This window comes from Streptomyces sp. NPDC048523, from assembly GCF_043199815.1.
GTDB lineage: Bacteria > Actinomycetota > Actinomycetes > Streptomycetales > Streptomycetaceae > Streptomyces.
Genome location: NZ_JBICWQ010000017.1, coordinates 1 through 25,786, shown reverse-complemented (window position 1 = coordinate 25,786; position 25,786 = coordinate 1). Strand labels below are relative to the sequence as shown.

26 protein-coding genes and 9 pseudogenes are annotated in these 25,786 nt (G+C 69.6%); 18 read left to right on the top strand and 17 right to left on the bottom strand.

All coding sequences use genetic code 11. From position 1 onward, the window contains the following. The first annotated feature begins 158 nt into the window (after window positions 1–158). Both ACGFWE_RS42135 and ACGFWE_RS42130 read left to right on the top strand, forming a co-directional pair. On the top strand, window positions 159–755 hold the full coding sequence (locus ACGFWE_RS42135; protein ID WP_352391517.1) for a sigma-70 family RNA polymerase sigma factor: 597 nt from the start codon (window positions 159–161) through the stop codon (window positions 753–755). Further along, a complete protein-coding gene (locus ACGFWE_RS42130; protein WP_393605813.1) occupies window positions 752–1,729 on the top strand; it encodes a CU044_5270 family protein in 978 nt (325 codons plus the stop codon). Before ACGFWE_RS42135 ends, ACGFWE_RS42130 begins: the two co-directional genes overlap by 4 nt. Before the next feature lie 209 nt (window positions 1,730–1,938). Here ACGFWE_RS42130 and ACGFWE_RS42125 read toward each other — a convergent pair whose 3' ends face one another. Together ACGFWE_RS42125 and ACGFWE_RS42120 are read right to left on the bottom strand one after the other, a co-directional pair. Further along, on the bottom strand, window positions 1,939–2,427 hold the full coding sequence (locus ACGFWE_RS42125) for a hypothetical protein (protein WP_352391519.1): 489 nt from the start codon (window positions 2,425–2,427) through the stop codon (window positions 1,939–1,941). 79 nt (window positions 2,428–2,506) lie between these two features. Next, window positions 2,507–2,803: a hypothetical protein gene (locus ACGFWE_RS42120; RefSeq protein WP_393605811.1), complete on the bottom strand. Its 297-nt coding sequence runs from the start codon at window positions 2,801–2,803 to the stop codon at window positions 2,507–2,509. Window positions 2,804–3,124: 321 nt separating this feature from the next. Here ACGFWE_RS42120 and ACGFWE_RS42115 point away from each other — a divergent pair, with 321 nt between their 5' ends. From ACGFWE_RS42115 to ACGFWE_RS42105, 3 genes and pseudogenes are all read left to right on the top strand, one after another. Next, window positions 3,125–4,021 carry an aminoglycoside phosphotransferase family protein gene (locus ACGFWE_RS42115; RefSeq protein WP_393605809.1) on the top strand — a complete coding sequence of 299 codons (897 nt, stop codon included), beginning with the start codon at window positions 3,125–3,127 and terminating at the stop codon, window positions 4,019–4,021. Window positions 4,022–4,509: 488 nt separating this feature from the next. Then, window positions 4,510–5,495 (top strand): annotated as a pseudogene (locus ACGFWE_RS42110) (NAD-dependent epimerase/dehydratase family protein). Between the two features lie 318 nt (window positions 5,496–5,813). Further along, a pseudogene (locus ACGFWE_RS42105) lies at window positions 5,814–6,177 on the top strand (LysR family transcriptional regulator); the annotation flags it as partial. A gap of 110 nt (window positions 6,178–6,287) precedes the next feature. Here ACGFWE_RS42105 and ACGFWE_RS42100 read toward each other — a convergent pair. Continuing rightward, window positions 6,288–7,268 carry an Lrp/AsnC family transcriptional regulator gene (locus tag ACGFWE_RS42100; RefSeq protein WP_393605878.1) on the bottom strand — a complete coding sequence of 327 codons (981 nt, stop codon included), beginning with the start codon at window positions 7,266–7,268 and terminating at the stop codon, window positions 6,288–6,290. 110 nt (window positions 7,269–7,378) lie between these two features. Between ACGFWE_RS42100 and ACGFWE_RS42095 the strand changes: the two genes are divergently transcribed. Next, window positions 7,379–8,896, top strand: coding sequence for an MFS transporter (locus ACGFWE_RS42095; RefSeq protein WP_393605807.1), 1,518 nt, complete (start codon window positions 7,379–7,381; stop codon window positions 8,894–8,896). A 250-nt stretch (window positions 8,897–9,146) separates the two neighbouring features. Continuing rightward, on the top strand, window positions 9,147–9,329 hold the full coding sequence (locus ACGFWE_RS42090) for a transposase (protein WP_393605805.1): 183 nt from the start codon (window positions 9,147–9,149) through the stop codon (window positions 9,327–9,329). A gap of 3 nt (window positions 9,330–9,332) precedes the next feature. On the opposite strand, the gene ACGFWE_RS42085 is transcribed toward ACGFWE_RS42090, so the two are convergent. Next, window positions 9,333–10,202: a helix-turn-helix transcriptional regulator gene (locus ACGFWE_RS42085; protein ID WP_393605803.1), complete on the bottom strand. Its 870-nt coding sequence runs from the start codon at window positions 10,200–10,202 to the stop codon at window positions 9,333–9,335. 155 nt (window positions 10,203–10,357) lie between these two features. On the opposite strand from ACGFWE_RS42085, the pseudogene ACGFWE_RS42080 reads away from it, so the two are divergent. Beyond that, window positions 10,358–11,070 (top strand): annotated as a pseudogene (locus ACGFWE_RS42080) (SDR family oxidoreductase). Between the two features lie 231 nt (window positions 11,071–11,301). Beyond that, entirely contained in the window at window positions 11,302–11,511 is a 210-nt protein-coding gene (locus ACGFWE_RS42075; RefSeq protein ID WP_352391525.1) for a 4-oxalocrotonate tautomerase family protein, read from the top strand. A gap of 345 nt (window positions 11,512–11,856) precedes the next feature. Here ACGFWE_RS42075 and ACGFWE_RS42070 read toward each other — a convergent pair whose 3' ends face one another. From ACGFWE_RS42070 to ACGFWE_RS42025, 10 genes are all read right to left on the bottom strand, one after another. Next, the gene (locus tag ACGFWE_RS42070) at window positions 11,857–12,207 is read right to left on the bottom strand and encodes a hypothetical protein (RefSeq protein WP_393605801.1); all 351 of its coding nucleotides are present in this window, start codon (window positions 12,205–12,207) and stop codon (window positions 11,857–11,859) included. 127 nt (window positions 12,208–12,334) lie between these two features. Next, window positions 12,335–12,526 (bottom strand): winged helix-turn-helix domain-containing protein, encoded by a 192-nt coding sequence (locus ACGFWE_RS42065; RefSeq protein ID WP_393605799.1) that lies wholly within the window; start codon window positions 12,524–12,526, stop codon window positions 12,335–12,337. A 123-nt stretch (window positions 12,527–12,649) separates the two neighbouring features. Then, window positions 12,650–12,802, bottom strand: coding sequence for a hypothetical protein (locus ACGFWE_RS42060; RefSeq protein WP_393605797.1), 153 nt, complete (start codon window positions 12,800–12,802; stop codon window positions 12,650–12,652). Window positions 12,803–12,853: 51 nt separating this feature from the next. Next, a complete protein-coding gene (locus ACGFWE_RS42055) occupies window positions 12,854–13,483 on the bottom strand; it encodes a class F sortase (protein WP_352391526.1) in 630 nt (209 codons plus the stop codon). Window positions 13,484–13,585: 102 nt separating this feature from the next. Beyond that, complete coding sequence (locus ACGFWE_RS42050; RefSeq protein WP_352391527.1) at window positions 13,586–13,975, bottom strand: sortase-dependent protein; 390 nt, start codon at window positions 13,973–13,975, stop codon at window positions 13,586–13,588. A 123-nt stretch (window positions 13,976–14,098) separates the two neighbouring features. After that, window positions 14,099–16,162, bottom strand: a complete 2,064-nt coding sequence (locus tag ACGFWE_RS42045) for a sensor histidine kinase (protein ID WP_393605794.1) — start codon at window positions 16,160–16,162, stop codon at window positions 14,099–14,101. Continuing rightward, entirely contained in the window at window positions 16,149–16,916 is a 768-nt protein-coding gene (locus ACGFWE_RS42040; protein WP_352391529.1) for a response regulator transcription factor, read from the bottom strand. The genes ACGFWE_RS42045 and ACGFWE_RS42040 overlap by 14 nt, the downstream gene beginning before the upstream one ends. A gap of 241 nt (window positions 16,917–17,157) precedes the next feature. Beyond that, the gene (locus ACGFWE_RS42035; protein ID WP_393605793.1) at window positions 17,158–17,496 is read right to left on the bottom strand and encodes an SDR family NAD(P)-dependent oxidoreductase; all 339 of its coding nucleotides are present in this window, start codon (window positions 17,494–17,496) and stop codon (window positions 17,158–17,160) included. A gap of 62 nt (window positions 17,497–17,558) precedes the next feature. Further along, window positions 17,559–18,434 (bottom strand): SDR family oxidoreductase, encoded by an 876-nt coding sequence (locus ACGFWE_RS42030; protein ID WP_393605791.1) that lies wholly within the window; start codon window positions 18,432–18,434, stop codon window positions 17,559–17,561. Between the two features lie 485 nt (window positions 18,435–18,919). Further along, window positions 18,920–19,429 carry a transposase family protein gene (locus ACGFWE_RS42025; protein ID WP_393605789.1) on the bottom strand — a complete coding sequence of 170 codons (510 nt, stop codon included), beginning with the start codon at window positions 19,427–19,429 and terminating at the stop codon, window positions 18,920–18,922. 14 nt (window positions 19,430–19,443) lie between these two features. Between ACGFWE_RS42025 and ACGFWE_RS42020 the strand changes: the two are divergent. Then, window positions 19,444–19,524, top strand: a pseudogene (locus ACGFWE_RS42020) (IS5/IS1182 family transposase); the annotation flags it as partial. Between the two features lie 119 nt (window positions 19,525–19,643). On the opposite strand, the gene ACGFWE_RS42015 reads toward ACGFWE_RS42020, so the two are convergent. Beyond that, window positions 19,644–19,781 carry a hypothetical protein gene (locus ACGFWE_RS42015; RefSeq protein WP_393605876.1) on the bottom strand — a complete coding sequence of 46 codons (138 nt, stop codon included), beginning with the start codon at window positions 19,779–19,781 and terminating at the stop codon, window positions 19,644–19,646. Between the two features lie 277 nt (window positions 19,782–20,058). After that, window positions 20,059–20,502, bottom strand: coding sequence for an inositol monophosphatase family protein (locus ACGFWE_RS42010; protein ID WP_352391533.1), 444 nt, complete (start codon window positions 20,500–20,502; stop codon window positions 20,059–20,061). Between the two features lie 75 nt (window positions 20,503–20,577). Between ACGFWE_RS42010 and ACGFWE_RS42005 the strand changes: the two are divergent. Then, window positions 20,578–21,075 (top strand): annotated as a pseudogene (locus tag ACGFWE_RS42005) (transposase family protein); the annotation flags it as partial. 92 nt (window positions 21,076–21,167) lie between these two features. Here the strand turns inward: ACGFWE_RS42005 and folE are convergent. Beyond that, window positions 21,168–21,548: pseudogene (folE, locus tag ACGFWE_RS42000) on the bottom strand (GTP cyclohydrolase I); the annotation flags it as partial. Here folE and ACGFWE_RS41995 point away from each other — a divergent pair. The 7 genes and pseudogenes from ACGFWE_RS41995 to ACGFWE_RS41965 all read left to right on the top strand — a co-directional run. After that, window positions 21,504–21,599: pseudogene (locus tag ACGFWE_RS41995) on the top strand (alpha/beta fold hydrolase); the annotation flags it as partial. The pseudogenes folE and ACGFWE_RS41995 sit on opposite strands and share 45 nt — an antisense overlap. A 203-nt stretch (window positions 21,600–21,802) precedes the next feature. Further along, a complete protein-coding gene (locus ACGFWE_RS41990; RefSeq protein WP_352391546.1) occupies window positions 21,803–22,180 on the top strand; it encodes a sortase-dependent protein in 378 nt (125 codons plus the stop codon). 2 nt (window positions 22,181–22,182) lie between these two features. Further along, window positions 22,183–22,824, top strand: coding sequence for a class F sortase (locus tag ACGFWE_RS41985; RefSeq protein ID WP_393605874.1), 642 nt, complete (start codon window positions 22,183–22,185; stop codon window positions 22,822–22,824). Between the two features lie 117 nt (window positions 22,825–22,941). Then, the gene (locus ACGFWE_RS41980) at window positions 22,942–23,433 is read left to right on the top strand and encodes an RNA polymerase sigma factor (RefSeq protein WP_352391535.1); all 492 of its coding nucleotides are present in this window, start codon (window positions 22,942–22,944) and stop codon (window positions 23,431–23,433) included. Further along, complete coding sequence (locus ACGFWE_RS41975) at window positions 23,417–23,965, top strand: hypothetical protein (RefSeq protein ID WP_393605787.1); 549 nt, start codon at window positions 23,417–23,419, stop codon at window positions 23,963–23,965. The genes ACGFWE_RS41980 and ACGFWE_RS41975 overlap by 17 nt, the downstream gene beginning before the upstream one ends. Before the next feature lie 243 nt (window positions 23,966–24,208). Next, window positions 24,209–24,474, top strand: a pseudogene (locus ACGFWE_RS41970) (transposase); the annotation flags it as partial. A gap of 710 nt (window positions 24,475–25,184) precedes the next feature. Next, window positions 25,185–25,786: pseudogene (locus tag ACGFWE_RS41965) on the top strand (hypothetical protein); the annotation flags it as partial.

Genomic DNA, 25,786 nt, shown 5'->3' with positions numbered 1-25,786 from the left:
TCCCCGACCACGCCTTGACGCACCATCAGATGCCTACCGAGGTGACCAGAAAAACGATCACGACCGGGCGTGAACCCGTTCGCCGCGGATCGGCAAGTACAGGGTGTGAACACCCGTCATCCTGACACCCACCGACCCCACCGACGGACGGACAGTCCATGACCGACTCGGCCGGCGGCGACGCCGAGCTCATCGCGGCCTCACTCGCCGAACCCGAGCGTTTCGCGGCGCTCTTCGAGCGTCACGCCCCGGCGATCCACCAGTACGTTGCCCGACGACTGGGCCGGGACGCAGCCGACGACGTCACCGCCGAAACGTTTTTGACGGCCTTTCGGATACGGGCCCGGTTCGACCCGGCCCGCGCCGGCGTGCGGCCCTGGCTGTACGGCATCGCCGCCAAACAGATCGGCCGTCAGCGCCGGGAGGAGGTGAGGGCGCTGAAGCTGCTCGCCCGCACCGGCCACGACCCGGTCGCCGACAGCTGGACCGATTCCGCCGACGACCGCCTGGCTGCCGAGGCCGCCGCCCGCCCACTGGCCGGGGCGCTGGCCCATCTCTCCGCGGGTGACCGGCACGTCCTGCTGCTCTTCGCCTGGGCCGACTTCAGCTACCAGGAGATCGCCGAAGCCCTCGGCATTCCCGTCGGCACCGTCCGCTCCCGCCTCAACCGCGCCCGCCGCAAGCTGCGCACCGCAACCGGCGCGGCCGGCGACCCCCTCACCGAAGCTCGCATACACGAAGGCGACCCCGCATGAACGAGCTCTCCGAAACCCGCGGCCTGCGCGCCGACGCCCCCCTTCCCGACGCCGACCAGCTCGCCGCGCCGCGGGCCCGGCTCACCGCGGCGCTCCGGCAGGAGACCCACCGCGGACGGGCAGCCCTTCCCAGGCGCCGGATGATCCTGGTCGGCGCCGCCACCGCAGGAGCCCTCGCCGTGACCGCCGGGATCGTCGCGACCCTGCCCGAGGACAGCCCCCGTGCCCCCGCCGGGAAGCGCACCCAGGTGCTGTCGGCGGGCGCCTCCGCCGACGCCCTCGAACTGGCCGCCGCGACCGTCGAGAAGCACGAAGGCACCGAACCCGGCCCGAAGCAGTGGGTGTACGAGAAGAGCACCGTCTTCGTCCAGGGCAAGCCGGAAAGCAGCGAGGAGTGGACCCGCTGGGACGGCACCGGACAGGCCAGTCTGCCCGGCATTCCCCCCGCCGGTGACATCTCGGACTTCGACCCCGACAAGCTCCAGGTCTGGTACGGCCCCAACCAGGAGGAGAAGTGGAAGCGGGAGGGGTACGACGACCGCTCCCAGCGGCAGTTCTACCGCTTCCTCGCCACCCTGCCGAGCGACCCCGACCGCATGATGAAGCGCATCCGCGAGGAGCACGCCATCGGCTCCATCGACGGGGAGACGCGCGCACAGCGCGACTGGCGGGAGATCGACGTCCTGTACCGGTCGGTGCTGATCCCGCCGAAAGTCCAGGCAGGCCTGTTCCGGGCTCTCGCGAAGATCCCCGGCGCCCGGGTGACGACCGGCGTCAAGGACCCGCTCGGCCGCGCGGCGATCGGCGTGAGCGTGAACTACGCCGAGAAGGTGCCCTCGGGCTGGCAGGGCAAACAGGAGATCTTCTTCGATCCCGAGAGCTACGCCTACCTCGGGGAGAGCCTCAACGACGGAGAGATGGTCAGCGCCCGCGCGGCCTGGGGCGTCGTCAACAAGCCCGGCGCCCACCCCTGAGCACCGCGAGAGGCGCACGGTGCGACACCGGGCGCCTCTCGTCGGCAGTGAGGCTGTGAACGCGGCGGCTCGGAATAGTCGTGGGCAGTGTTGTCGCGGTTGTTGCCGAGTTCGGGGACTGCTGGGCGGCCCTGTTCGGACGACCGGGTGGTAGTGAACGGGATCGCGGGGCTGGCATCACCTACAGCGGGTGGTGCCGGCGCAGCCTCCTACGCGCATGCTCCGGGATCCGTTCCTGCTGGAGCGGTTCGTTCTTGCGCTGGGGGCGGCTCACGGTCGTCCTCCGTCAGTGCGGCAGGCTTGAGGAATTCGCAGGCGGTGTCGCGGAGCCGGAGCCATCGCTGGCCCGAGCGGGGTGTCAGACCGGTGGACAACAGTCGCAGTTGGTCCATTTGCGCGGTGACCGGGTCCGGCAGGGGCGAGGGCAGGGCGGCGAACATCTCCACGTCGTCGTGCCGTCGCAGAAGGCAGGCCGCAGCCAGACACCAGGTCTCGGGTGAGTCGGCGTCCGGTTCAGCGACGGTGGCGAGCAGTGCCGCGAGGACGACGCTCTCGACTTGGGCGAGAAACGGGCCTTGATCGAGGCGCCAGGTGTGCAGGCGCTGGTCGAGGCGGCGGGCGAAGACGGGATCGGCCGGGCGCGTGCGCAGCACTTCGCCGGCGAGTCGATCTGCTGCGGCGACCCGGTCAGCCGTCATCGAGGTTCTCTCCCGTGGCCGGTGCGGGCAGGGTGTCCAGCATTCTGCCTGCACCACCGCTGCTCATGTCAGAGGCACTTCACGTTGAGTTTGCGCTGGTCGCGGTGCCGCTGTCGGTGCCCTCGTGGACGATCGTCGCCAGCGTTACCGTGCGATAGCTGTACGTCGTCGACGTCGAGTCGCAGTTCACCGGTGCGGTCGTCGACCGTGCAGGCGGCGGGCAGTTGTGCTGCCGGGCGCTGGAGCCGGCGTCGGGGGTGCTCGGGGCGCAGCCGCTGATGCCGCCTGTGCCTGTGATCTTGCCGCCGCTGTAGTTGGGCTTGTTCGCGAACAGCGCGCAGGTGATGACGTGTTCGGGCGCGTTGGCGTCATCCACCGTCAAGGTCGCCGGGGGTTGACCCCGCCGATGGTGGCGGCCAGCTGCTGCTCGGGTGCCTGGTGCCCTTGGTGCTTTTGGGCTGAGAGGGCTCGGGGCGTACTGGAGGTCTGCCATGCCCCGAACCATTTGGAGCGGCGCCATCTCGTTTGGCCTGGTCACTTCTGCGAACTTCGGGGCCGTTCCGTCCCAAAGCCTCTGACTGCAGCCCTCTGAAACCGAATCGGTGATGCCGGGGGACTCACAGCGAGATGCTTCGTGAGGGAAGCGCCGCTCCGCCTGCCGCCTCAGCGCCTCAGCGCCTCAGTACTGTGGCGTCGCATGACCGACACCGAGATCGAGATCACCGCGGACCTGGTGCGCGACCTGCTGCAGGAGCAACATCCAGATCTTGCGGAGCTGGCCATCCGCGAGGTGGCCGGCGGCTGGGGCAACCAAATGTGGCGCCTCGGGGACGAGTTGGCCGTACGCATGCAGCGCATGGACCCCACCCCGGAGCTCCAGCTCAAGGAGCGGCAGTGGCTCCCCGTGCTGGCCCCGCGCCTGCCGCTGCCGGTGCCGACCCCGGTGCGGTTCGGTGAACCGTCCGAGCGCTTCCCAAAGCACTGGACCGTGATGACGTGGGTTGACGGCGAGCCGCTGGACCACGGCTCGATCACCCGCGGCGCCCACGCAGCCGACACACTGGCGGGCTTCCTCAGGGCGCTCCACGTGGAGGCGCCTGCCGAGGCGCCGATCAGCTCGGACTTCGGCGCTCACCCCAAGAAGTGCACGGACAGCTTCGACTACTTCTTTGAAGCCGTTGTCCCCGGCGACATTGCCGACGAGGTCCGGGCCGTCTGGGACGATGCCGTCGCGGCCTCCGAGTGGTGTGGCCCGCCGATGTGGGTGCATGGCGACCTCCATCCCGCGAACGTGGTCGTCTCGGACGGAACGCTCTCGGGCATCGTCGACTTCGGTGCCATGTTCGCCGGCGACCCCGCCTGGGACCTCGCCGCCGCATGGGTGCTGCTGCCGGCGGGCACGGTCTCACGGTTCTTCGACATGTATGCGCATGCCGACGAGGCGGCGATCCGGCGCGCCCGCGGGCTGGCCGCGATGAAGAGCCTCTTCCTGATGCTCATGGGGCAGAACGGAGATCGGGGCCTTCCCGGCGGCAAGCCGAACTGGGGACCTATAGGCCGGGCGGCACTTGATCGTGTTCTCAAGGGCGTTTGATGGACGCTTCCTCTAAGTGGTTCTCGAACGCCGACCATGAACACGAAGATCAGGAGCCGGAGGCCGGACGCCGGGAGGCGATCGACCTGACGGCGCTGCGGGCCTTGAGGAAGTCGCGCACGGACGTGGAAGCCCCGATCTCACAACGAGCGGCTGCGCCACCTCCAGGACGCGTTCTCCAAGGCGGCCGACGCCTCCCGCGCCCGCGCGGACCGCTACGCCGAACAGGACGATGCCGATGGACCGCAACCGGTGCGCCAGGACGACCAACGGGCGCACCGCCCGCAGGAGCCCGGACGGCACCGTGGTCGGGAGGCGGCCACTGAGTGCACCCGATGGCGCGCACCTGATGCCGCGGAGTGATGAGCACTTCCGGGTCGACGGATACCAGGTACTTTGCCCGAGGGCTGAGATCGATCTGATGGCTGATCATCTGCTGTGAGCGAATTTGCCTGGCAGGGTGGTGATGCCGGTGCTTGCGTGTCGGTATGGAGATCTTGGTTCTGGGCGGAACGGCGTGGGTGGCTCGGGAGTTGTCGCGGCAGGCGATCGAACGCGGCCATCGGGTGACCTGTCTCGCGCGTGGCGAGAGCGGAGAAGTCGCGGACGGAGCGACACTGGTCGCCGCTGACCGGCGCGATCCGTCGGCTTACGAGCCCCTGTTCGACCGGGTATGGGATGCGGTCGTCGAGGTGTCCTGGCAGCCGGGCTTTGTTCGTGGAGCGCTCGACGTGCTGGGCGGCGAGGCCGGGCACTGGGTGTATGTCTCGTCCGGCAACGCCTACGCCTCCCACGCCACGCTGGGGGCGGACGAGTCCGCGGCCCTGCTCGCTCCGACCGACCGGAGCGAGGTTGACCGCGAACTGTACGGCGAGGCGAAGGTCGCCTGTGAGCAGGCGTCGACGTCTGCTGTGGGCGATCGCCTTCTCATCGCGCGAGCCGGGCTCATCGGCGGCCCGGGCGATCACAGCGGGCGTTCCGGCTATTGGGTCACCCGCGCCGCACGCGATCCGCGTGGGCCGATGCTGGTCCCCGACACGCCGGCCGCGCCTACCCAGGTGGTCGACGTGCGAGACCTCGCCTCTTGGCTGCTCGACTCCGCGGAGACGGGAGCCACCGGCACGTACAACGCTGTCGGCCCGGTCGTTCCGTTCGAAGAATGGATTGAGCTGTCCCGCGTCGTCGGCGGGCACACCGGTCCTGTGGTCACCGCCGAATCGGTGTGGCTGCTCGCCAACGGCGTGGCCCAGTACATGGGGCCCGAATCGCTGGCGATGTGGCTGGTTGAGCCGGGCTTGGAGGGGTGGTCGGCCCGGGACGGTCCGCGGCGCAAGCCGCGGGGCTGCGTCACCGGCCCCGGGCGGAGATGCTGGCCGACACGCTGCGCTGGGAACGCGAGCAGGGACTGGACCGGGAAAGGCGCGCCGGCCTCAGCGCGCAGCGCGAGCGCGAGTTGCTCGACGCCCTCGGCTGACGGCGCTGGATTGGTCCCGCACCGGCGGACTGCGGGCGGAATGCACCCAGTTCCAGACGGTGCTGGCGAAGCTCCGCGTTTCCGCCGGTCCGGGCCGGTCCCGCACGAAGCGCGACAGCATCGCGGCCGACAAGGGATACAGCAACGGCCCGTGTCGCGTTTACCTGCGTGTCGACGGCCCCCACGATCTACGTCATCGGCGTCAGGTGATTCGGCTCTGTCGTAGATCTTGTGACAGAGCCCGATACTCCCCGTGGGAAATAGACGAACTTCCCACGGGAAATACCGGGGCCGCTTCCGTGTTCTCCTCCTCGCACTGACCAAGCCCTGGGAAACAGGTTCGATCTGGTGCTGGCCAAGCGGCGCCCCGAGCTGACGTGGACCGGGGGGAGCGGTCCGGCTGAACGCGAACCGCCCGGTCGCTCTGATCGTGTACCACGCCCGCCGGGCTCACCCGGGCGCTCGCCCTGGAGCGGCAGGGCCGGGCGTGGAGCATCGTCTGGACCAGTGGCAGCCTCAACGGCCTGGTCGCGGCGGCCCGGGCCGGCCACGTCGTGATGGCCCACTCCCGGGGGGCTGATCCCGCCGACTCTGGTACGGGTACCGGAGTCGGCCGGACTGCCGAACTCGGCCGCGTCGACTTCAGCTGGTCCACGGTCACGGCCACCGCTGCACGACCGTCTAGGACGCCGCCGACGCGCTGGCCGCCGCGATCCTGGCGGGCGGCGACCGCCACCAACGCTGAGTCCAACCGGGAACGCGGCTGGCCGCCGTCCTCACCAGGGGCGCCGGTCAGCGTCCGGGCTGCTGGTAGGTGATCTGCTTGACCCTGCGCAGGAAGGGCGTCGCCTCCACGTGCCGGACCCCGGACAGGCGGCCCAGTGGGCCGCTCAGATAGGCGTACAGGCCGGCTGTGTCCTTCGCGACAGCTGTCACCACGATGTTGCAGGGGCCCGCCGTGGCGCTGGCGTAGGCGATCTCGGGGTGGGTGCTTAGGGCCTCGCCGACGGACTCGAGATCACCGGGCGCGGTCGTGATCCACAGGACGGCGGCGCGCGGGTAGCCGAGGGCCTCTGAGTGGTACTCGATGTCGATGTACAGGGCCCCGGACGCGAGCAGGGCGGAGAGGCGGCGCTTGACGGCCGACTCGGAGCGGCCGGTGGCGCGCTGGAGTTCGGGATACGCGGCCCGCCCGTCGCGTTCGAGAGCCTTGACCAGCGGCTCGTCCTCCCGGTCGATGTGTACCGGTCCCGGCCCGGGCTCCGGGTGCGGGCGCAGAGCGGCGATCTGGTCGTCGGTGAGTATCGTGAACTTCGCCAGCCAGCCCGTCGGCCCGCCGAAGTAGCGGTGGAGCAGCTGGTGGGCGCGGATCTCCACGACGCTGGGGGTGCGGGGCAGTTTGCCCAGCAGTAGTTCGTCGTGGTCCCCGGGGCTCCGGGGCCGGGTCATGCACACGATCTCGGTGCCACCGGAGGCGAGTCCGATCCATGCCGTGTCCGGGCGCCTGGCGAGTGCCTCGGAGATGGTCTGCGCGCTGTCGGGAGCGCACCGCACCCGCAGCATCCACTGGTCCTGCCCGAGCCGGTGGGCGTCCCGGACGGCGACGACCCGCAGCCCGGCCTCGGCGCACAGCCGGCGGTACCGGCGCGCGACCGTCTGGTCGGACACCCCGAGCACGGTTCCAAGGCGGCTGAAGGACGCCCGTGCGTTGATCTCCAGGGCGGCCAGCAGCCGGAGATCCAGGTCGTCCACTGTGGAGGATTTCAGCGTCAGCACGCCATCTCCTGTCGAGTTCCGGCGCTTCGGTGCCCGGCATCACGCCAATCGACCGGGGTGCGGCCATCGTACGGAGAGACAGGGAGACGTCGCAAAGGAGTGGGGACATGCGTACATGGGGGCCGCTGACGGCGGTGTGCTTGGGCACGTTCATGTTGTTGCTGGACGTGACGATCGCGGTCGTCGCGCTGCCGGACATGGCGCGGGCGCTGGACGCGTCGCTGAGCGATCTGCAGTGGGTGATGGACGGGTACGCGCTGGCGCTGGCGGCGCTGCTGCTCGGAATAGGGGCAGCCGCCGACGTACTGGGTCGGCGGCGGGTGCACGTGGCCGGCATGGTGCTGTTCGCGGTGGCGTCGCTGCTGTGCGGGCTCGCCTCCGGGCCCGGGATGCTGGTCGCTGCCCGGGCGGTGCAGGGCGTGGGCGCGGCGGCGATGTTCGCCACCACGCTGCCGCTGCTGGGCTCGGTGTACCAGGGCCGACGGCGGTCGGTGGCGCTCGGGGTGTGGGGCGCGGTCAGCGGTGCGGCGGCCGCGGTCGGGCCGGTGCTCGGCGGGGTGCTGACGGACGGGCCGGGCTGGCGGTGGATCTTCTTCGTGAACCTGCCGGTGAGCGTGGCCGCGATCTGGCTGACGCTGCGGGTGGTGCCGGAGTCGCGCGGGGCGAGCGGACGCCGGGTCGACTGGGCGGGCACGGTGACGTTCGCGGCGTTCGCCGGTGCGGTGACGTACGGGGCGGTGCGCGCGGGGGCACACGGCTGGGCCGAGGGGACGACCCTCGCGTGGTTCGGGTGCGGCGTCCTGGCGCTGGCCGGCTTCGTCGCCGTCGAGTGGCGCGCGGCTGACCCGCTGATCGATCCGCGGCTGTTCCTGAAGCCCGCGTTCTCCGGTGTGATGGCGGGCGCCCTGGTCTTCAACGCGGCCGCCTTCGGTGGCATGGCGTACACCTCGATCTGGCTCCAGACGATCCTCGGGATGAGCCCGGTGCGCGGCGGTCTGGTGTTCCTGTGGCTGTCGCTGGCGTCGTTCGTGGTCGCGGCGGCCGGGGGCCGGCTGCTGCACGGGGTGCCGCCGCGGATCACCATTGGTGGCGGGCTACTGCTGGTCGCTTCCGGCCAGTTCTGCATGGCGGTCCTGGACGCGGGCTCGTCGGCCGCCGCCTTGGTCCCGGGTCTCGTGCTCGTCGGCATCGGCACAGGGCTGGTGTCGCCGGGCATCGCGGGCGCCGCGCTGGCGGCGGTGCCGGCCGAGCGGGCAGGCATGGCCGGCGGCGCGGTCAACACCTTCCGGCAGCTGGGCTATGCGCTCGGGATCGCGGTCCTGGGGACGGTGCTGACCTCGCGGATACAGGACACGTTGCCGCACGACGCGGCGCACACCCTGGCGGGCGGCGGGGCGGGGGCACTGCGCGACGCGTTCTCCGAGCACACCCTGCGTGCCGCCTTCGCGACAGGGCTCAACCATGCGGCGGTGGCCGCCGGTCTGACGGCCCTGGGCGGCGGAATCCTGGTGCTCGCCCTGGTCCGCACGCCCCGTGCGGCTGGCGGCTCAGGGACGGGTCCGGCCGGACGGACCCTGACAGAGGAGCAGGCCAATCGGCAGACCCCAGCGATGCGTGAGCTGTAGCGCCGTGCCTTCCCCGAGCCCAACGTCGTCCCGGACGATGCGCCGAATCCTCCAGTCCGAGCGTCAGCATGAGCCGCCCGACTCCGGCTCTATCGGTTGTCGTAGCGCTCGTGAAGGATCGTCACGGTGTAGGCCTGCTCGGGCAGGTCATGGCCTGCATGGTTGGCCAGCTGCCGGTAATGAGATGACCTGCTAGGTACAGCAGCGCGGCCAGCAGTGGGGTCACTGGGTACCGGTGCCGCCTCCCCGCATGGATCAGGGTGTGGGTGTGGCGATGAGCCGGGTCCGGACCGGTGTTCCGTGGCGGGAGGTTGCCGTCGAGTACGGACCGTGGAACCGGGTTTACGACCTGTTCCACCGGTGGCAGCGGAACGGTGCCTGGCAGCGGACCCTCACCCGGCTCCAGGCCCGGGCCGACGCGAAAGGCGGCTGATTGTCAGCGTGCCGGTCCGGTGAATTCCTGGGTGCCGAGGACAGCAAGCAGATCGAGAAGATCGGCGCTGTCGGTGCCGACTGCAGGGGTGAACCAAAGCAGCCGCTGTCGGCCGTCCTCACTGAACAGGTTGAGGCAGTTGACCTCGATCAGGCCAAGTACAGGATGGATGAGGCGTTTGCGGTCATCACGCCGGAATGCCACGTCATGGTCGGCCCAAAGAGCAGCGAATTCCGGCGAGGCATTGAGTAGTGAGCTGATCAGCGAGCTGGCTTCGGCGTCCCTGGCATCACGTCTCGCGGCGGCTGCTCGAAGATCGGCGACGAAGGCCCGGGACTGGTGGCCATGGTCGGCTTCGGGATACATCGCACGGGCGTCGGGGTCGGCGAACCATCGGTGGATGAAGCTGGCCCGAGCGCCCCGGAAGCCCGAGTGGTCCCCGAGCAGCGCCACCGCCAGCGGATTCTGCACCAAAGTGACATGCAGGTCGGTGATGACCTGCGCGGGTGTCGATGTCAGACGGCTGAGGAGGTCGAGCATGCCAGGGTGGACATGCGAGGCCGGTCCACCGTGTGTGGGCACCGGGCGATCGGCCAGGTGGTAGAGGTAGTCGCGCTCGTCAGCCGTCAGCCGCAGTGCCCTCGCCAGCGCGGCAATCATCTGCTCGGAGGGCTGGGATCCGGCCCCGCGTTCAAGTTCGTTGTAGTAGTCCACCGATGCTCCGGCGAGCTGGGCGACTTCATCGCGGCGCAGTCCGGGCACCCGGCGGCGGGGCCCGGGGGGAAATCCCACGTCAGCCGGGCGAATACGCGCGCGCCGCGAGCGCAGGAACGCGCCCAGCTCGTCATATTTCACAGAACCCATGCCTGCCATCCTGCGTCCGGGCGGCCCGCTGACATAGGGGATGACATCCCCTGGCTCCGCCAACCGATACTGCGCATCGTAGAGGCCATGGATACGAGCCCTCCCAGAACCACTCCCCACCTGCGGTCGAACGGGTCGCAGTCGTTACCGGGGGATCACGCGGCATCGGCCGGGCGGTCGCCCACAGGCTCGCCCAGGACGGCCTGGTGGTCGTAGTGAACTACGCCTACGACGGGGCTGCCGCCGAAGGGACCGTAACGGCGATCACCGGCCCCGGCGGGCGGGCGATCGCGGCGCAGGCGGACGTGGCGGACGAGCAGGCGATGACGGCGCTGTTCGACCGGACGGAGCAGGAGTTCGGCGGCGTGGACGTCGTGGTGAACTGTGCCGGCCGACTCGCTCTGTCACCCATCGCGGACCTCGGCTTGGCGGTGCTGGACGCTGTGCATCGCACCAATATCCGCGGTGCCTTCGTCGTCGCCCAGCAGGCCGCCCGGCGACTACGCGCGGGCGGTTCGTTCGTGCGGTTCTCGACCTCCGTGGTCGGCACCAGGTCCCTGCTTACGGTGCTTACGTAGCGAGGCTTACGGTGCTTACGTAGCGAGCAAGGCAGCCACCGAGTCGTTCACGTTGATCCTCGCCCGCGAGCTGCGCGGGCGAGACATCACCGTCAACGCCGTCGTCCCGGGGCCTACAGCCACGGACCTGTTCTTCGAGGGCAAGACGCCCGAGCAGATCGACCAGCTCGCCAAGGCTCCGCCCCTTGAGCGGCTGGGCACCCCGGAAGACATCGCCCACGTGGTTGCCTTCCTCACCAGCCCGGCGGGGCACTGGGTGAAATGGCCAGATCCTGCGAGCCAACGGCGGCCTGGTGTGATGCCGCAGCCGCACATCGTGATGGTCGCCGGCCCGCAACGGCAGCGTGGTGGTACCGGTCATCTACATCCGGATCCGCGCGGAATCCTTTCACCGCATCAGCGTCGACGAACTGCCAATCCCCACGCCAGCCTCTGACACGCCGACAACAGTCGAGAAGCGGCCCCGTGGCCACGCATCTCGGACACATGCTTCCGCCTTACGGAAGAGATCAACTCAAGGAGAAGCACACATGCCGTTCGCCAATTTCAAGGTCCCCGCAGGCACCATCACCGCCGAGGACAAGAAGAAGATCGTAGAGCGCACCACAGCTCTGTACGCGGAGATCTACGGTGAGGAAGCCCGCCCCAACACCGTCGTGTTGATCGACGAGGTCGCCGACGGCGGCTGGGGCTTCGGTGGCAGTGTGCTGACCGCCGCCATGCTCAACGGGGACGCATAGCCTCCGCCTCTGTGTGGGGCCCGGAGCTGCAGCACCGAGTCCCGCACCCGCCGCAGCCCTCACAGCTCGCTCCCGGAAGAGATCCACGACCACAGCGCCTAGTACTGCGGCGAGTTCGGCGAATACCGCTTCCATCTGCTCGGGATCTGCACTGCGGCGCAGTGCAGATCCCGAGCAGTGGTCATCGTGTGCGGTGCCTGTCACCTCCGATACCGCTGCGCCACTGCCCGAGAAGAGGGTCGAGCATCTGATGAGCCGGCCCGAGCGGCGGGTCGAAGCGATGCGCGAACTCGGCGTGCACATCAACGCATTCTCCGCGACGCGGCGGCCACGGTCCGCGAGCGCTCAGTAGCCTGCGGCCGGCCAGTTGCACAGCAGCGGCGGCGCCGGCCAGGTAACCCGATGCCGTGGCGGCCGCCATGGACGGCGGGGCCGAAGTCGCCGCATCCCCGGCCGCATACAGTCCGGAGACACCGGTCCGGGCATAGCGTCCACCTTGATCGCCTCGACGCTGAGCATCTCGTCCGGTTCGGTCAGGCTCGCTCCGAGCGCACTGGCCAGCGACGAGCGCTGGTGGAGAGTCGTCCTGACCAGCAGTGCGCGGATGGAGAGTTCGCCGCCGTCGGCGAACACCGCCGCCCGCAACTCGGATCCCGGCCCGTCGAAACCACTGACCGGCCCCTCGTCCAGACCCACTCCGCCGGCGGCCAAACTGCTCGCGCTGCTGATCGGTCAGCGCACCGCCGCTGGTCAACAGCATGATCCGATCGCTCCAAGCGCGCAGGTTCAGTGCTGTGTCCGGGCCCTTTTACCTCCGCCCAGGTCACCTCTTCCACATCTTCACCGCCTCCTCGTCGCGCTCGGCGACCCGCCGCACGGGCACCTGCGGGGAGAACCCGAGCCAGTGCATCAGCCGGGTGGCGCCTGAGACGCTGTAGGAGACGTGGTACTCCCGGCCGATCAGCGTGGCCACCCGCCCAGCGGTCCATACCTGGTCTTCCACCCAGCCGTGCACGGCCGGCCCCTCCTCCAGATACGCGGCGAGCTTCTCCAGGCAACGCGGCGACAGACGGCACCGTGATCCGCTCGGCCCGCGCGATACCAGGGCCTCGATCCCGCCGTCCTGCCACAGCTGGTGTCACTGGTAGGCCGACTTCCGGCTCGCTCGGAGGCGCTGGGCGACCTCCAGCGGTTTGATCTTCTGCTCGAACAGCATGGCCGCCTGCCGCCGTACGGCCTCCCGACGCTGCCGTCCCGCAGCGGTCAGCCCGCCCCCGTCCGCATATCTCACACAGCACGAAATACAGCCCGCACCCTGGCCCAACAGGCACATCGCCCGCCCTCAGCTCGCTGTCGCGTACACGATGAGGTTGTCGACGGGGTGCCCCTGCGCGTCGAAGTCTCCGTCGCACGTGATGAGCCGTAGAGCACGTTCCTGGGTCGGCCCGTAGACCTTCTCCGTCGGGAAGGCGTTCTTGGCGACGCTCTCCGTGGCCGTGACGGTGAAGTGAAGGGCTTTTCCCGTCTTGTCGGTGACAGTGATGTCCGCACCCTCCTTGATCTTCTTCAGGTCGTGGAAGACGGCCTCGCCGAAGCGGGTGTCGTTGTGGCCGATGATGACGGCCGCGCCGATCTCACCGGGCACCGCACCGCCCGTGTACCAGCCCGCGGTCATCCCCTCCTCGGCCGCCGGGACCTCGACCGTCCCGTCCGTGTTGAGGCCCAACTCCATCAGCGAACTGGTGATCCCCACGGAGGGAACGGCCAACTCGGCGGGGGCAGCCGGAGCCGCCGGAGCGTCAGAGGCCGCGGGCTGCCCGGACCTCGGGGTGCCGGGTGCGGAGGCGGAGGGGACGACCCGCACTGTCGGGTCGGGGCCGGCCGAGCAGCCGGTGAGCACGCTGACGAGGGTCAGCAGGGTGAGGGTCGCGAGGCGGGCCCGGGACAGTGCCGGACGGTGTGCAGAGGGCAACGCGGGCTCCAGAACAGGGTGCGGAGGTTCGCCGGAACGCGCGGTGGCGCCGCCTGGTGAAGGGCAGCGCCACCGTTTCGTACGAGAGGTCGTGCTGCCAGGTCAGCCTTCGCGGCGGGCGGTGGTGCGACGGCGCAGTACGTAGGTGCCGGCGCCCGCGAGCAGCAGCGCGCCGGTGGCCGAGCCGATGAGCGTGGCGGTGTTGTCGTCCTTGGCGGGGGCCTCGCCCGCGGCGACACCGCCACGCGGGTAGTCCTTGCCTCCGTTCTTCTGGGCTTCGGCCTTCCGGGCCTCGGTCTCTTTGAGCGTCTTGGCGTCCTCGGCCTTCTTCTTCGCCAGGGCCTCCTTGTCGGCAGGGGTCGAGTCGGTCGCGCCCGGCGACGGAGTCGGGTCGGTGGCGAAGGCCGCAGTGGCCGGGACGAGCAGCGCGCCGGCCGCGACGCCGGTCAGGACAGCGATACGCAGCGGGCGCAGGATGAGACCGCGGGACATGTGAGGACTCCAGTTCCAGCCCGGCTTGGTCGTTCCTGGTTGCCGATCCGCACCAGGTTCCGGGCATGGCTTCACCCTGACGACCACTTGTGAAGAAACTGTCAGAGCGTTGTCGTCATCCCATCAGGGTCGACCGGGGCCCTCCGGCTTCCGTGACTCGGCTGTCGGCAGCCGCAGGGTGAAGGTGGCCCCCTCCCCCTCCGTGCTCGCCACCTCCACCGTGCCGCCGTGGGCCTCGGCGAGCTTGAGGACGATCGCCAGGCCGAGGCCGCTGCCGCCGGTGCTGCGATTGCGGGACTTCTCCGCCCGCCAGAAACGGTCGAACACGTACGGGAGGTCGCCTGCCGGAATGCCACTGCCGGTGTCGGACACCTCCACGGCGAGTTCGTCCCCCGGGTCGGTGACGTACCGGCGCAGGGTCACCGTGCCGCCGGCCGGGGTGTGGCGCACCGCGTTGGAGAGCAGGTTGCTGACGGTCTGCCGCAGCCGTACGGGGTCGGCGTCGAGGAGCGGTGGGTGAGGGGTGCCCGGCGGCGGTGTCAGGACCGTGAGGGTGACGCCCGCCGTCTCGGCCAACCCCTGGTGCGCGGCGGCGACCTGGCCGAGCAACTCGTCGATCCGTACCGGCTTCCGGTGCAGCCGCAGGGCGCCCGCGTCGGCCGCGCCCAGGTCCTGGAGGTCGTTGATGAGGTGCTGGAGCTGCACCGCCTCCTCCAGGAGCGAGGAGACGAACGCGGGGTCCGGCACGGCCAGTCCGTCGTGGGCCGCCTCCAGCCAGCCCCGGATGTTGCTCAGCGGCGTTCGCAGCTCATGAGCGACATCGCTGACCATCACCTTGCGCTGCTCCTCCAGGCGGGCCCGGTGCGCGGCCATGTCGTTGAAGGCCGCCGTCAGCCGTCCGATCTCATTGTCGGAGACGACGGGCACGGGCACCGGCGTCGCGTCCAGGCCGTCCCGCATGCGCTGGGCGGCGCCGGTGAGCGCGTGCAACGGGCGTACGAGCCTGGCTCCGGCGAGCACCGAGGCGCCGACGGTGAGGGCGAGGACCAGGGCGGTGACACCGGCGATGCGTGCGGTGTTGGCGCGGGAGAGGTCGAAGCCAGGCACGCCGGCGGCACCGGGACCGTCGATGAACAGGAGTGCGGGCTCGGCGACATAGCCCGTGAGCTGTTCCCGGCGGGCGCTTTCGACACAGTTGGCCACGGCCCGGTCGTACGCGCTGTCGCGGATCTCGGCTGTGGTGTAGTCGAGTGCGCCGCCGGAAGCCGCTTTGCGTTCGGCCGTCGCGGCGTCCTCCGCCTTCTTGGCGGCCAGGGCCTTCGCCTCCCGATCGCTGAGGCCGTCCTCGGCGCCGGAGACCGCATCGTCGCGCCCGTATGCGTAACTCCGGTCCCAGGACAGGTCCAGGTTCAGTTTCACGGCGGTGCGACCCTGTCGTTTCAGACAGGCGTCAGCCAGTTGGTTGAGGGCGCTCAGGGCCTTCCGCTCGGTCGCGGTGGGACCGACCGGGTAGGACGCAAAGCACTTGGCCTCCATGTCACGGTCGGTTCCCCCCTCGGTCTCGTCGCTCACGAACTGGACGCGGGGCCGTCCGCCCGGGCTCTCGACGACGTCGGCGGCGATACCCATCTGGCTGAGGCACTCCACCCTCCCGGCGGCGGCCTTCCGCAGTGCGTCGTGTTCCTTCGCGGGCAGCCGGAAGGGCCCCACGGCCCGTGGATCGACGCGGTCGGCGCCGGCCTTGGCCGCATCGGGCACCAGCACGGTGTCGACGGAGCGTGGATCCACGACCGCCGAGGCCTGCTGGGCGAGCAGATCCTCGGACGAACCGCCGTCCGCTGAGCGTGAGTCGGCCGAGTCCACGATCGGGTGTCGGCCCGGCGTGGTGAGCACGATCCGACGCCCGGACTCCTGGGCCAGATCTCGCACGGTGGTGTCGACGCCGTCCCAGTCGGGGTGGCTGGCCGCGTAGCCGAGGAGGGTGTCGTAGATCTTCGCGTCGGACTTGAGGTTCTGCCCCTGCTCCTGGCGGATCGCGACGGAGGTCGTCTGCACGGCCAGCCAGGCGGTCGCGGCGACCGAGCATGAGGCCACCAGCGCCGTCACGGTCAACAGCCGCCCCGCCAGGCTCTTGCGCAGCGGCAGCCGGGCGTCCCCCGCCGCACCTCCCCTGTCAGGACGACGCATGGCGCACGTTCTTCGCGGGGTCCGTGAGTTTGTAGCCGACGCCGAAGACGGTGATGAGGCGGGCCGGCCGTCGTGGGGCGCGCTCGATCTTCTTGCGCAGGTTCATGACGTGCACGTCGACGGTCCGGCCGCTGATGTACTTGTCGAAGCCGTGCAACTCGCCCAGGAGCCGTGCCCTGGTGAAGACCCGGCCGGGCTCGGCCGCCATCGCCGCGAGGATACGGAACTCACCGGGCGTGCACTCGACGGGCGTCCCGGCCACCGACACCTCGTGCCGCGAGGGATCGACCCTGAGCGCGCCGACCGTCAACACCTCGTCGTCCGGGGCCGCTTCGGGCTCGGCCGAGGCGGGAGCGGGTACGGTCGCCGGAGCCGGGTCGGGGCCGCGCCGGTTGCGGCGAAGCAACGTCCTTACCCGGGCGGTGAGTTCACGCGGACTGAACGGCTTGGTCATGTAGTCGTCGGCGCCGAGGTCGAGGCCGAGCAGCAGATCGTCCTCGGTGCTGCGGGCCGTCAGCATCAGCACCGGCACCTCCCGGCGTTCGGCGCGCAGGATCCGTACGACGTCGAGACCGTCGGCCCCGGGCATCATCACGTCGAGGACGACCAGGTCGGGTTCCTGGTGCCGGACCGTCTCGAGAGCCGTCCGGCCGTCCTCGACGACCGTGACGGCGTGACCCTCGTGCTCCAGGTAGCGGCGCACCAGTTCGGCCTGCTTCGCGTCGTCTTCGGCGACCACAATGTTTGCGCACACGCCGCAGATCGTAGCGACCGCTGGCGCCGGGAGGTCGGGACTGTCCTTACCGTGAGGGCGGTTGGGTGGTGGACAGGCGAGGGGGCCGGGCTGCCATCGAGCGTCCTGTGAGGTCGAGGAGCAGCTCGGCGAAGAGGGCGTCGCCCTGCCGAACCAGGGGCGGGTGAAGGTCGAGGGGTCGGCCAGGGACAAACTCGCGGCCCACCCGCGAGCGGGTGGGCCATCACGAAAGATCGATGGATCAGTACCGGGACGTCGCCGTGAAGCGGAACGCGGCGGGTTCGATCGACTCCACGGTGCCTTCATGCAGGTAGGCCGCGTTGTTGACCAGAACGTCGACCGGCCCGAGCTGGTCCTCGGTGACCTGCACGGCATTCGTCCACGCGTCCTCGCTCGTGACGTCGAGGTTGACGAAGATCGCTTTGCCGGACAGTTCGGCCGCGCGCCGGCTGCCCTCGCCCTCGTGACGGGCGGCGACGACCACGTTGGCACCCTCACCGGCGAAGGCGTGCACGAGGGCGCCGCCGACGGCACCCACGGCGCCGGTGACGAGGACAGTCTTGTTGGCGAAACGGTTCATGACACTTCTCCTTTCAGTTCCTGATGACTTGCTGATGGATTGTGTGCAATTGCCGTGCGGGGTTACGGCAAGAGGGTGGGCGGTGAGTCCCTGATGACGATGTAGTCGTCGGCATCGGTTGAATAGGCGAGGTCCTTGGCGCTCTCCAAGGCGCCCAGACGGTCGCGGAGCGCGGCGACACCCAGGTTGTGAGCGTCGGAACCGAGCGTGAGGCGCTTGGGGGCGACGGTCTGGTCAGCGGAGGCGATGATCGCCTTGGCGATCTTGACGGGGTCACCGGGAGCCGGCAGGGCCGGGCCTTGGCCCGAAAGGGCCGCGCGCAGGGACCCTGACGGACCGTCCGCATAGACGTCGAGCGCCGTTCCCAGGACTGCGCTGGCGCCGCCGAACTCCGTGCGGGCCACACCGGGCTCGACCAGGGTGACGCTGATGCCGAAGGGGGCAATCTCGGCCGCTGCGGACTCCCAGAAGCCCTCGATTCCCCATTTCGTGGCGTGGTAGTAGCTCATCGCGGGGAATGCGATCTGGCCGCCGATACTCGCGATCTGGATGATTCGGCCACCGCCCTGTGCGCGCAGGTGCGGGATCATCGCACGCCCGAGTTGGATGGAGCCTGTCAGGTTGGTCGCGATCTGGCGGTCGATCTGATCGTCGGAGGCTTCCTCGGCTGCGCCGAGCAGGCCGTAGCCGGCGTTGGACACGACCACGTCCACTGTGCCGAGTTCGACGAAGGCACGGTCGACGACTGTGCGGATCGCTGCGGTGTCGGTGACATCCAGCGCCGCCGTCCACAGCCGGTCGCCGTGAACATCCTTGAGATCGTCGAGGGTCTGGGTACGCCGGGCCGTCGCGGCGACCCTGTCACCGCGTGCGAGGAGCAATTCGGTGAGCCGGCGGCCGAAGCCGGAGGAGGTACCGGTGATGAACCAAGTCTTCATGTCAATCTCTCCTGATGAGCTGATATCGAGCTGGTTATGCAGGAATTGGTACAGGGTGAATCAGATTTCGAGGCGCTGCAGGATGGTCATGGCTGGTCCATCGAGGTCTGTGGCCGGCCGTCCGCCTGGCTCCCACCCTGCCTTGCACCACTGCCCGGTCTTTGCGTCTTGCAGTGTTCACTCGTGCTCAGCACTGCCCACACCGAAAACGCCGACGTTCTCGGCTGACTGGACACGCGTCGGGCGGATGACTGCTTTGGCCGGATCGAGCTTCGACTCGAAACAAGGCTCGGGGGTGTGAAAGGGCGGCACCTGCCAGCAGGTCATCGTCTCGATGCCCGGAGCCGCCGGGTCCGTACGAACGTCCCAGGCCACGTCGTGCGCAGGGACCAAGCCGGCGGCAGCACGCTGTGAAGGGCGATGCTGCCTAACGACCTCGTGCACGGTCGGCGGTGGCACGTCGAGGTGGGAGCTGTGGTCGGTTTTCACGCTCGAAGACCGTGGCCGAGGGTGGCAGTCTGCTGGTGTGAGAGCAGTGCGGCGACGGCTTGGACGATGTCACTCATGTGCTCACGGCGGCCAAGGTGCCGGGCGAGAACCCGCCAGTTCTTCAGGTGTGCGATGCCGTGCTCGACGCGGATGCGTCGTGAGGAGTGTGCCTTGCTTTGCTGCTCGTGCCTTTCCTCGTACCAGGCTGGAGCGTTCTTCTTGAACTTGCGATGTGGTGGTGTCAGCACGCGTCCGCCGGTCCGCGCGCCCATGCCCTGATAGCCGGCGTCCCCGAGGATCTCCAGGAAAGGACTGTCCACCAGGAGCTCGACCAGACCGAGCTGTCGGGCCTGGGTGATGTCCGCGCAACTGCCCGGTCGGACCGGGCTGCAGAACAACACTCGGCCTTCGGTGTCCGTGAGGACCATGGCCTTCACGGCGTTCTGCTTGGTCTTTCCGGAGACGAACCTGTCCCGGTCCTTGCGGCCGGCGGCCGGGCGCCGCACGCGGATCTCCGTGCGACTGCCGGCAGCGCGGCGACGGCCTTCACCACGCGGTCCAGGTCGTCGCTCTCATGCACAACCTCGCGCTCGCGTCATGACCAGAGGACTGCCTCCACGGGCCCTGACCTGCCCGAACACGGCCTTGTGCAACACCCTTTAAGACTTGTCCCGCAACCGGTGTTCAGGGCGAGGCAACGTATCCGAGAGCGGGGGTCGCTCAGTTGGCGGTCACGGCGATGTCCAGGAGCTGTTGGTGGAGACCAGGGCGGGTGAACAGCGCGGCTGCGGTGTCAGTCCGGTACTGGCCGGTGAGGTCACTGAAGGCACCTCCGGCCTCTTGGACGACGGGGATCAGCGGGGCAATGTCCCAGGGGCCGGCTCCCAGGAGGAGAAAGGCGTCCAGTATGCCCGGTCGCGACCAGGAGCGCGCCGTGGCAGGTGCCGGATCCGGCGGACGGGTTTGCGAGGCGCTGGCGCGGCGGGATCCGCTGCAGTCCAGTCGAGCAGCGGCCGGACCTGCGAGACCCCCTGGGCCAGCCGCGCAGCCACGAGGCGTTCCTGCTGGTTCAGTCTGAACGGAGGCGGCCAGATGCCGATGGTCGCATTCTGCGCGCTACCGCCTTCGCTGATGGTCAACCGGTGCTCCTGCGCGGCTGAGTTGGAGGGGCATGGCCCTTCCGGGAGCCCGAGTCCGGCCTGGCCCACCACCGGCGGCCCAGGGCAGGGGCGGAGACCATGCCCAGGGTGATGCGGCCGTCCTCCTCGACAGCGATCAGTGTGCTCCACTCCGGTTCGCCGGCGAGGAAGCTCGCGGTGCCGTCGATGGCGTCGATGATCCAGCGCCGTCTGCCGTGTCCGTGGGCGCCGAACTCCTCACCGATGAACGCGTCGTCGGGATACACCTGGTGGATCAAGGAGCGAAGGACGAGCTCGATCTCCCGGTCGGCGTCGGTGACCGGGCTCCCGTCTCCCTTGACGCGGGATTCGATAGTGGCGGTCGAGAAGTAGCGTCGGGCGATGGCATCCGCCTGGTCGGCGAGGTGGTGAGCCAGTTTCAGGTCTGCCGGGTCCGTCACGAGACTGCCCTTCCGGCCGTGGTCCGCCGTTGAGGCTCCGGACGGAGCGTGCGGGCGCGGTGAGACTAGCAAGGCGTGGCTGCTGTGATCACGGCGTCGGAGCCGTCCTGGATTCCCCGTTCACCGGACTGGACCCACGCCTCTTTGCCAAATAGTGACCGCGCTGCGTCGCGAGGGCGCCGAAGTGGGCCGGACGGGCGACCGTGGAGCCTGCCGCTGGACGACCGCGTCATGCTGATCACGGCCTACTGGCTGGTGGTCGGATGGCCGCTGCCGGGCAACCGCAACGACTGCAAGGCATGGGCGGGATCCAGTGCGAAGGCCGCCGGCGGGCAGACGACCACGATCGCCGACCGCGGCTATCCCGGCACCGGGCTGGTGATGCCGCACCGCCGACGCAAAGGCGAGGAACTCCCCGCCTCGAAAGAGGAACAGAACCGCTCACACAAGCAAGTCCGGGCCCGCGTCGAGCACGTCTTCGCCCGCGTGAAGACCTGGAAGATCCTCCGGGGCCGCTTCGAGGGCGACGGAGTGCACCGCGCCATGCTTGGCATCGCACGCCTGCACAACCTCATTCCGCTGCCTGGGCCGCACCGGCACCGCGCCGGGCGTGGCGGGCCTGCAGCCGTTCGAATGCCAGGCGGCCCGCGGCATCCCATTGGTGGTCAGGAGGTGGCGCCGGTCAGGGCGAGGAATTCGCTGCGTGAGCGGGCGTCGGAGCGCAGCAGGCCGTGCACGGTGGAGGTCATGGTGCTGGAGCCGGTGGCCTAGACGCCGCGCAGGGTCATGCAGGAGTGCTCGGCTTCGATGACCACGCCGACGCCCTTGGGTTCCAGGTGGGTCTGCAGCCAGTCGGCGACCTGCTTGGTCAGGCGTTCCTGCACCTGGGGCCGGCAGGCGAAGTGCTCGACGACGCGGGCCAGCTTGGACAGGCCCAGGATGCGGGCGCCGGGTAGATAGCCGACGTGGGCGGTGCCGACCTGCGGCACGCCTTGGTGCTGCTGGAGGGCTGCGGCCACTGGACGCAGCAGGAGCGGCCGGACGAGGTCGACGCGGCACTGATCCCGTTCCTGGAGGAGTTGAGGGCCGGGATTTGAGGGACGTGTTGGCTGGAGTGGTAAGCCCCTTCGGAAGCCCCTCGATGACTTTGCCATCTCTTTGCAACCCACCTCTCCGTCGACTCGTCTCTTCGCACGATCCGTCACACAGCCCGCCCGCACAGCCCGGTCATCAGACCGACCACCGGGCAGGGCATTCCTCCGGCGGACCGACGAAAGAGAGCGATTCCATGCGCCGTACCGTGCGCCGTACCGTCCTCAGCACCGTGGCACTCGCGGCCACCGCCGTACTGGCGGGCGCCGCCCCCGCGTTTGCCGATGGGACGAGCCCGACCCCGTCAACGACCGTGGCACCGGCCGACGAGGCAACCCCGTCAGCGACCGCGGCACCGGCCGACGAGGCAACCCCGTCAGCGACCGCGGCCGGCACCGTCGACCCCAACTCGGATGCGTCCCAGGTCGCCGCGGTTCCGGCCGGCGCGCCCGACACCGGAGCGACACCGACGTCGACGGACTCCGGAGCCCCCGGGGCGCTGATCGGCGGGGGCGCTGCCGCCGCGTTCGCCGTGGGCGGCGCCGCGGTGTTCGTCGTACGCCGTCGGCGGGCGACCGGGGCGTGACCGTGTTCTCCAGGCGCGCGTTCGGCACGGGAGCCACGGCTGCCGCCGCCTCACTGCTCGTGGGCTGTTCCTCCGGCGGCACGGGCGTACGGACGACGGGGACCGCGAGCCCCGACGCCTCATCCCCACCGCCGGGATCGACCGCCGGCAAGCACACCTCCGCCAAGTCCGCGCGGGCGGTGGGCCGTTCGGCCCCGGTCCGGCTGCGGATACCGGCCCTCGGGGTCGACACCCCGGTCATGCGGCTGGGGCTGGCGTCCGACGGCACGGTGCAGGTCCCTCCGATCACCGACCACGACCAGGCCGGCTGGTACGAGCACTCGCCGACGCCGGGCCAGACCGGCCCGTCGGTGATCCTCGGCCATGTCACGGTCGGCGCGTACGGGGACGGCGTCTTCCACGGCCTCTCGCGGCTGCGCCGGGGCGAGAAGATCGTGGCGCGGCTGGAGAACGGCACGGAGGCGGAGTTCACGGTCACGTCCCTGCGGACGGTGGCCAAGGCCGACTTCCCGACGGACGACGTCTACGGGAACGTGGACCGTCCGGAGCTTCGGCTCATCACATGCGGCGGCCCCAAGGACGAGAGCGGCTACCTCGACAACGTGATCGTCTTCGCCACGCTGACGTCGTCCACGACCTCGTGAACGCCCCATAGGAACACTGAAACACACACTGGACGGCGGGCCGCCGGAACGTACGCCGCCGGCCCGCCGTCCTCCCCCACGAGTGCCACACCGGTGGCGACAGCACCATGGAGAGCGTTGAAACGGTCCCGCGACAAGGCAGCGTCCGAGCTGTTCGCAGCCCTCTACCCGCGCCTGGCCGGCTGGTGCCGCCGTCTTGTCGACGACGACGAGACGGCCCACGAGATCGCTTCGGAGGCGTTCACCCGCCTGTGGGCCCGCTGGACGTCGGTGGAAGAGCCGCGCGGCTTCCTTTATGTGACGGCGGCCAACATCGTCCGGGACCACTGGCGCAAAATGGAACGCGAACGCAGAGCCATGCGGCATGTGACGACGGAAACGGCGCTGCGTACCCACACCGAGGCGTCTGACCCGTCCGTCCGCCTGCTGGTGCAGTCGCTGCCGGAGCGACTGCGCGTGCCGATCATTCTCCACTACTACGCTGACATGCCCATCCGGGAAGTGTCCGCGCTGACCGGACGTAAGGAAGGAACCATCAAGGCCGACCTCCACGCGGCCCGTGAACAACTCCGAGCCCACCTGAGGAAAAGCCTTGACCACACGCTTTGACGAAGACGACGACCCGGATTTCGGATCGATCCACTCCACCACCCCGGGCCACGACCCCGACGACCCCCTCCTGGTCCTCCTGGGCCCCGCTCCGGCTTATCTGGGCGCACCCCCGGGCCGCTACGAGAAGATCCGCCGCACCGCGGTGCGCCGTCGCCGCGTCCGCACGGCGGCGGGAGTGGGCGTGGTCTGCGCCGTCGCTGGTCTCATCGCCCTTCCGCTCAACCTGATGACAACCCACAGCCCCCGCTCGCCCACGGTCCCGCAGGCCCCGCCCATCTCGACGAGCCCGTCGACACCCCCCGCCGACCGCTCGCCCATGCCTGCCACACCGCAGCCGTCCGATGGCGCCAGTACCGGCCCCGAAGCCCCCGACTCCTCTGCCGCCTCCACCACGCCGAGCCAGACGCCCACCGATGAGTCGCCGGTGGCCACCGCCGCGCCCACGACGAATCCGACCACCGCAGAGATCATGCCGGCGGCGAGCGTGGCCGGGACCACGGCGACACCGGACGGCACAGTGGCGCCGTAAGAGCACGAACCGCACTCCAAGAGGACGTTTATGCAGGTCAAGCCCTAAATGCGGCTCTCTCCGCTGCCCTGCTTCGGCGGCCGTCATCCCATAGGCGGCGAATGACGGTCTCCATGGCGGATGCTCAGCCATCCGTCTCGTTCGCTTCCATGCCTGGAAGTCCGTCTGACGTGAAGTTGCTGTGGAATCGCGCAATGAACGACGGAACCGAGCCCTCCGACTCGCACGTGATCACGCTACGCCGTGAGCGAGCGCAAGCCGTACCCCGGTGACCTGTCCGACGCCCGATGGGCCCTGGTCGGGCCGACGTTAGCGGCCTGGAGAAAGGATCGACTCGACGCAGACCAACCGGGCATCCGGCGAAGGTCGTTTCACGGGACGTCCTCAACGCCATCCTCTACGCAAACCACACCGGAATCCCCTCGAGATACCTCCCGCACGACTTCCCGAACCACGGCACCGCGTTGCTCGAACAAGGCAGGGCGCCACGCCCCTCGGGCGACGTCCTGGCCGCTATCGCGGGAGCGCTGCGGCTTACCGACGCGGAGTCCGACCACCTCCACGTCCTCGCGGTCGAAGGACCTGGTGGCATAACGGAAATCGCTGATCACCTCGTTCCGGGACTTTGCTGCCGGGGACGGCGAGGCAGCGAGTCCGGCGGTGGCGGAGGCCGCGGAGCGCGACGGCGGTGCGGCAGCCGGGTCCGGGCTCTCCTGGCAGGCCGTGGCCAGGAGTAGGGCCGCCACGGCCCCCGCGGTCCGGGCATGCCGCGATGCGTTCAAGGCTTCCCCCAAGGAATGGCCCGGCGCCGGGAGCCAGGCAGCACCACATCCTGCCGATGAGTTCCGACCGCTGCTGACGTCGACGTAGTCATCGGCCGGGGTGGTCAGGTGCCGGGTGCTCGCCGGCGAACTCACCGACGACGAGTTCGAGGACCACGTCATCGACGACGTCATCGTCGAGGAACAAGCTGAGTGCCTGTGGCTGATGCCGACCTGACGTCTGCTGGAGGCGTGCCGAGAGCTCCGCCGAGAGGGCTGTGGACCTGAGCCCGTGGGTACGAGCGGCCGTACGTGCGGGGATCCGACGGATCAGCTCCTCCCTCCCCGGGATACGCTCGCGCCCTTGCCTGATCAATTTCTCGTTCCAGGCTTTCTGTTCCGACCTTCTTCCGGGGGAAATCATGGGGATATCAGTACGCCGGTTCGCGTCGCGGAGAGTGGCGAGTGCAGCCCTCGGGTGCGTGCTGCTCGGCGGAGGAGCCGGGGCCTGCGGGACGGGTGGCGAGAGTAGTTCCGGCAAGTCCGCGCAGACGTCGGCGCCGGCCCTGACGCCCGCCGAGGCCGTGGCGAAGGCCGCGGAGGACTCAGCCAACATCACATCCCTCCGTTACCAGATCAGCGGATCCGTGCCGGATCGGGGCCGGTTGACCGTCGACGCGGCCATGAGCACGGCGCCGCTGTCCATGACCATGGAACTGACCATGCCGGACCAGCGCGCGAAGGGCCCGCTGAGCATCCGGTTCGCTGGTAAGGCGATGTACGTCGGCGGTGGCGCGCTCGACATCCGGAAGTTGGGGAGATCCGCGAAGCTGGACCCCGACAAGTTGAACGGCAAGAGCTGGCTCAGGATCGAGCCGGCGGCCTGGGGCCTCATCTCCGTGGACAACCGGTCCTACGGCATACTGCCCCACCAGGTCGAGGGCAGCCCGATCGTCCAGTCCACGCTGCTGACCGGCGCCAAGAACGCGAAGAAGATCGGGGCCGAGACGATTCTCGGCGCCCGCACCACGCACTACCGCGGAACCGTCACCTTCGACGG